This window comes from Spirochaetota bacterium (genome assembly GCA_026415295.1).
In the GTDB taxonomy this organism is placed as follows: domain Bacteria; phylum Spirochaetota; class JAAYUW01; order JAAYUW01; family JAOAHJ01; genus JAOAHJ01.
The window spans coordinates 125,842-132,348 of the sequence record JAOAHJ010000039.1 but is presented as its reverse complement, the minus strand read 5'-3'; the positions used below and the strand labels follow the sequence as shown (position 1 = coordinate 132,348).

At 21.7% G+C, this 6,507-nt stretch carries 5 protein-coding genes; all 5 read left to right on the top strand.

Annotated elements, in window-relative coordinates:
- Window positions 1-66: 66 nt before the first annotated feature.
- The 5 genes from N3A58_09145 (at window position 67) to N3A58_09125 (ending at window position 6,479) form a co-directional block, all read left to right on the top strand.
- Window positions 67-1,503: a hypothetical protein gene (locus tag N3A58_09145; GenBank protein MCX8059564.1), complete on the top strand. Its 1,437-nt coding sequence runs from the start codon at window positions 67-69 to the stop codon at window positions 1,501-1,503.
- Window positions 1,504-1,598: 95 nt separating this feature from the next.
- A complete protein-coding gene (dnaN, locus tag N3A58_09140) occupies window positions 1,599-2,708 on the top strand; it encodes a DNA polymerase III subunit beta (protein ID MCX8059563.1) in 1,110 nt (369 codons plus the stop codon).
- 22 nt (window positions 2,709-2,730) lie between these two features.
- Window positions 2,731-3,825, top strand: a complete 1,095-nt coding sequence (locus N3A58_09135) for a hypothetical protein (protein MCX8059562.1) — start codon at window positions 2,731-2,733, stop codon at window positions 3,823-3,825.
- Between the two features lie 68 nt (window positions 3,826-3,893).
- Window positions 3,894-4,421 carry a DUF721 domain-containing protein gene (locus tag N3A58_09130; protein ID MCX8059561.1) on the top strand — a complete coding sequence of 176 codons (528 nt, stop codon included), beginning with the start codon at window positions 3,894-3,896 and terminating at the stop codon, window positions 4,419-4,421.
- A 99-nt stretch (window positions 4,422-4,520) separates the two neighbouring features.
- Window positions 4,521-6,479, top strand: coding sequence for a DNA gyrase subunit B (locus N3A58_09125; GenBank protein ID MCX8059560.1), 1,959 nt, complete (start codon window positions 4,521-4,523; stop codon window positions 6,477-6,479).
- The last annotated feature ends 28 nt before the right edge of the window (window positions 6,480-6,507 follow it).

The following is a 6,507-nucleotide window of genomic DNA, read 5'->3' as shown; positions in this document are numbered from 1 at the left end:
TAATTTTATTTTGTTTTATTTATTATTAATAAATAAATTATTAAAATAAACTTTCAAGAAAAATTTATGAGAAAAATTATAATATTAATATTAATTGCTATTTTTATGTTTATAAAATCCTCTCCTCAAAATTTATTTTCAATTTATGATATTATCGAAGATTTCGATCTATTTATTGATGGAAATTTTTTGGTTTTTAATTCTATATTTAAAGATAAGCCTGAAAGATATTTTATTTATGGTTATTATCCAGAAATAGAGAAACTTGTCTTTTTTATAAGACCTACAGAGTTTGGAAGATCAAGATATTTCCCAGATTTAGAATACAAGAGATTTGCTTACTTTTCAACATATGAAGGAAATGATATATTATGGATAAAAGATGTTGAAAATGAAGTTGGCTACAGGTTAGTTTTTAATATATCTGGATATATTAGAAAAATGCACTTTTCATACGATAGAAATTTTGTTGTAATGTCTTTTTTATATTTAGAACCAACATATTATATTTATATAGCAGGAATAGAAGAGGATTATATTTATCCTGTAGGATTTATACCGGAAATAATTGAGATTTTTTCAAATAATAATTTTGTTTATATTTTATATAAAGAAAATTATAAATATAATCTTGTGAAAATAATTCCACTTACAAAAGATGAAATAAATCAAAGAAAAAAAGTTAGCATAGAATATATATTTAGAGATATTAAAGATCTACTTTTTTATAATAATAAATTTATACTTTATAAAGATGGAAATAAAAACATTTTATTTAATATTTTTAATGAGAAAACCATTGAAGGTGAAAATATAAAAATAGTTTTTAAAGTAAATTTGGATGAAATTTTAATTAAAGATAATAAAAGTAATAAAGAAAAGAATAGTCTGTTAGAGTCTGATAACAATATTCTTATTTTTAACAATTTTCTGATATATAAAAATTTAGTTGTTTTAATTAATAAACATGAATTGGAAAAAGTATATAAATTTAATAATTTTTATATAGATTATCCATATATAATATTTGATAATCGTTATTTTTATTATATAGATGAAAATAAAAGTCAATTATATTATCTATTTGATATAGATGAACATAAGAAATTTATTGTTGATAAAATACAAAATGTAGATTTCTCAAAATTGAGGTTTTTTTGCATAAATATGAATGATGAAAATTTAATTTTTTTAGTAGAAAATCAATTTTCTAAGGGAAATAAATATTCTGATTATTATTTATTTAATTTTAATTTAAAAGAAAAAGAATTTAATAAAATTGAATCAAATAGTGTGCATGATTTTTTTAAATCTGTATATGTTATAAAAAAAATTAGAAATTCAAAAGATTTCATATATTTTTTAGGTTATAAGAGAGAAAGTTTAGGATTGTTTTCTATTTTATTTCGTATAGGGAAAAATGATTTTAAAATAAATACTATTTATGATTTAAATTATATTGATCAAAAATATTTAAAATACTATTTAAGAAGAAATGATTAAGTTTTATATAAATTGTAGAAAAATTTTTTTATAATTATATATTTTTTTTAGAAGTAATTAGTTATTTATTATTATAAATTTTCGTGGAGGATTTAATGAAATTTATTATTCCAAAGTTCAAACTTGAAAATTTAATATTAATTGCTGATACAATTGTTGAAAGTAGAGTTTCTTCAATCATTTTTTCAAATATTGTAATAGAAGCTTTTGCAAATAGATTATTCATATCAGCATCAGATTCAGTTATATCTTTTAAAGGTAATGAAGAAGCCGAAGTTAAAGAAGAAGGTAAGGTACTTGTTAACTCAAAAATGTTTTCTGATATAATAAAAGTTTTGCCTGATGATGATATAGAAATTTCTCTTTTTAATAATGAATTATTAAAAATTAAACCTGTTAATAAAGAAACTTCTCTTAAATTTGAATTAAAAACAATTATTTCTGATGAATACAACTTGAATATCGAGTTTGAAGAAAGTCAATTATTTTCTGTTAACTTTAATTTGTTTAAAAAGATGTCTGAAAAGGTATCTTTTTTAGCTTCAGATGTGGATAAGTATTATTCATTAAATGGTATTCTTGTTGAGAAGAAAGATGATAAAATTGCTTTTGTTGCAACTGATAAAAAAAGACTTGCTTATTCATATCAATTTGATTTTGATCCTGAAATAAAAGCTATTATTCCTAACAAGTTCTTTAATATATTAAATAAAATTAATATTGCTAATGATAATATTATGTTTGGAATATTTCCTAAAAAAGTTATTTTGCTTGCGGATAATATTTTAATTCAATCTTTTCTTCTAGAACCAAACTTTCCTGAATATAAAAGGATTATTTTAAGCAATTGTTACTATAATGTCAAACTTGATTTAGAAGAACTGAAGAAAAAGTTAAAAATGTTATCCCCTTTAATTTCTTCATTAGATGATACTGTTATTTTTGATTTTAATAAAGATAGCTTACATCTAGTATATAAAAGTAATGAAGCTGGTAATGTAGAAAATTTTATGAGTTGTGAATTTAGGCAGGAACCAATTACTCTATATATTTCGTATAAGAATTTAAATGATATTTTAAAAGTTGTTGATAGTGAGTTTATACTTCTTGAGTTTAATCAAAATCCAAAAACTATTATGCTAAAACCATTTAATCAAGATGAAAATTACAATTTGCTCTATGTTTTTGTAGTTGTAAATAAATAAATATTTTATTTAATAATATTTAATGAAAATAAATAATATTTCTGCTTATAATTTTAGAAATTTTGAAAATATATTTATTGATAATTTTGGGAATAATATATTTATATATGGAAAAAATGGGAGTGGGAAAACAAATTTTCTTGAGTTAATCTATTTTACATATCATTTTAAATCATTTAGAAACATAAAAGAAAATTTAATATGTAAAAGAGATGAACAATTTTTTTCAATAGAATTAGATGATTCTTTTTCAAAGAGGAAGATTATTTATTTTAAGGACAAAGGTAAGAAGTTAAATTATATTGGAGGAGAGAAATTTAAAAAAATATTTGTTCCTTATTTAAATTCAAGATATATGATTTATTTTTATTATAGTTCTGAGAATAGGAGATCATATTTTGATAAATTTCTATTATTTATTGATGAAAAGTATAAAGAACTCATTTCAAAATATTACGAAATAATTAATACAAAAAAAAGTATTATTTTAAAAAATTTAAATAATAGAAACTTTATTGTTGATCAATTTTTAATTCTTAATGAAAATTTAAGTGAATTGATATTTGATATATCCAAAATTAGGTCAGATTTTATAATAAATTTAAATAGGCATATCTCTCAAATAGATTTATATTGGGATTATAAAATTAAGTATAACTCTTATTTTAATGAGAAGGATAAATACTTAATTAAAAAGATTCTGAACAATTATATAGATGATGAAATTAGATTAAAAAGATACAAAGGAATCCATAATGATAAATTTGAATTTTTAAAAAGTGATTTAAAAATTGAATTAACTGGTAGTTATGCAGATTTTAAGATATTTTTTATAATATTGAATTTTGCTTTAATTTCATATTATAAAGAAATATTTGGTTTTTATCCAGTTATTCTTTTTGATGATTATTTTCAGGAGATAGATATTGAAAATATAAGAAAGATAAGTTTAATAATAAATAAAATATTTAATAATAATACTCAAATTTTTTTTTCATCTTCAAAAAAGTTTGATGAAATTTCTAAACAATACTTCATTGATATAAATTTTGATAATTTTTTTATTATTGAAAATAATGTTATAAAAGAAAGTTTAAATTATCATTTTAATGAATAATTCTTAAAACTCCTTTTTTTTAAAAAAAATTATTCTTAATAGAGAGATTTAATAGAGTATAATAAATTATGAAAAATAAAGAAAATTTTGATAAAAATTTTTATTTTGAGCTTTATTCAACCAATTTAGAAGAAATGAACAATAAAGAAGAATTCAAATCATTTTTTGAGATATTACCTAATGAACTAAAAGTAAAACTCAAAAGCAAGTTAAAGGAAAAAGAAATAATCGATTTTTTAAAATCTTTATTAGAAGGAAATATAAAAGAACATATCAAACCTATTTATATAAATAAAGGAATTATTTATGTTGCAGTTGATAACCCCATTTGGGGACAAGAATTTTTATTTTATAAAGATCGTTTTCTTAAAAGAATTAATTCAAAATTTAAAAGTGATTTTTATGATATTAAATACCGTTTTCTACCTCAGTATTTTCAAAGAGATGATAAGAGGAGTTCTTTTGATAAACTTAATGATGAATTAAAAAAAGAGGTAGAAGATGAAATAAAAATAGTAGATGATGCTCAAATGAAAGAAAAACTCAAAAATCTTATTGCTTCAATTATTTTATCAGATAAAAGCTTGAAAAAATAAAACTAAACAAAAAAAAAAATTATGTTAAATTTTTAATACCTAATTTAAAAGTAAAAATAGAACAAAAAGTTAGTTAAATTAATTTATAGCAGGGATTTTATGAAGGAAAAAATTGATAAAAGAGAACTTAGTAAATCTTATGATGGAAAACATATAAGATATTTGAAATCTCTTGAACATGTTAGATTGAGACCTGGCATGTATGTTGGTAATTCTTCAGAAAAAGGGCTAAATCATCTTTTATTTGAAATAATTGATAATTCAATAGACGAAGCGCTTGTTGGTGTTTGTGATACTGTTAAAGTTACAATAAATGAAAAAAATGAAGCTATAGTTGAAGATAATGGTAGAGGTATTCCTGTTGATATAATAGAAGTTTATGGTGAAAAAAAAAGTGCTCTTGAGCTTGTACTAACTGAGTTATTTGCTGGAGGAAAATTTGATAATAAAGCTTATAAAGTTTCAGGTGGTTTACACGGAGTAGGACTTTCAGTTGTTAATGCTTTAAGTGAATATTTGAAAGTTTGGGTATATAAAAATGATAAAATATGGTATCAAGAATATCATAGGGGAATACCTCAGAGTGAAGTTAAGATTGTAGGAGATACCGATATTCATGGTACTAAGATTTTATTTAAACCAGACCCTGAAATATTTAGAGATATAAAATTTTCATATGAAATTATTAGAAATAGAATTGAGGAACTCTCTTTTTTAAATTCAAATATTAAAATAGAGTTTGAATATACTCCTTTAAAGAAAAAAGAGATATTTCATAATGATGGTGGAATATTAGCATTTGCTTTTCACTTAAATAAAGGACATAAATCAATTACTGAAAATATTTTTTATAAAAAAGAATATTTTAAGCATAAAGACCCTAATAAATCAGATATTGAAGTTGAAATTGCTTTTATATTTAATGAAACAGATGATGAAATTATTTATACATATGCAAATAATATAAGAACATATTCAGGAGGTATGCATTATAAAGGCTTTATTCAAGGACTCTCTGATTACCTTGATAAAAAGTATGAAGAGTCAAAAATTTTTAATAATTATAAGAGTTTTCCTATAAAACCATCAAAAGAGATTAAAAATGGAATAGTTGCGATTATTTCAGTTAAGCTTCCAGATCCTGAATTTGAGGGACAAACAAAAGAGCAATTAGGAAATGAATATATAAAAGATATAGTGATTAAATTTTTAGAAAAAAATTTAAAGTTACATTTTGAAGAATTTCCAGAAGATCTTGAAAAAATTCTTGATTATCTATTAAAGAAAGCTTATTTAAGATATCAAGAAAAATCTTCTAAAGCTACCAAAATAAAATCAATATTTGATTCTGATGCGTTACCAGGTAAGCTTGCTGATTGTTCAGAGACAAATCCAGAATTAAGAGAACTTTTTATAGTAGAGGGAGATTCTGCTGGTGGTTCTGCAAAACAGGGAAGAGACAGAAGATTTCAAGCTATCCTACCTTTGTGGGGTAAAATGTTAAATGTATCTAAAGCAAATTTTATGGATGCTATAAATAATGATAAATTAAAACCTATAGTTTTAACACTTGGAACAGATATAGGGAAAAATTTTGACATAAGTAAACTTAGATATCATAAGATTATTATTATGGCAGATGCTGATGTTGATGGTTCTCACATAAGAACATTGCTCTTAACCTTCTTTTTCAGAATGATGCCAGAAATTATCACAAGGGGTTATCTTTATTTTGCTGTTCCTCCTCTTTATAGAATAAAATATGGTAAAGAGATAATTTATCTTTATGATGATGAGGAAAAAGAAAATTTTATTAAGAATCTTAAAGATAAAAAATATGAGATCCAGAGATATAAAGGACTTGGAGAAATGAATCCGTCTCAATTGTGGGAAACTACAATGGATCCATCAAGAAGAAGACTTATAAAAGTTTCTATAGATGATGCAATCGAAGCAGATAGAATTTTTTATATATTAATGGGAGAAGAGGTACCATTAAGATATAGTTTTATAATAGATAAAGCAGCATTTATTTCAAAAGACAAACTTGATATGTAAAAAATTTAATTCTTTTTATTCGAGGTAA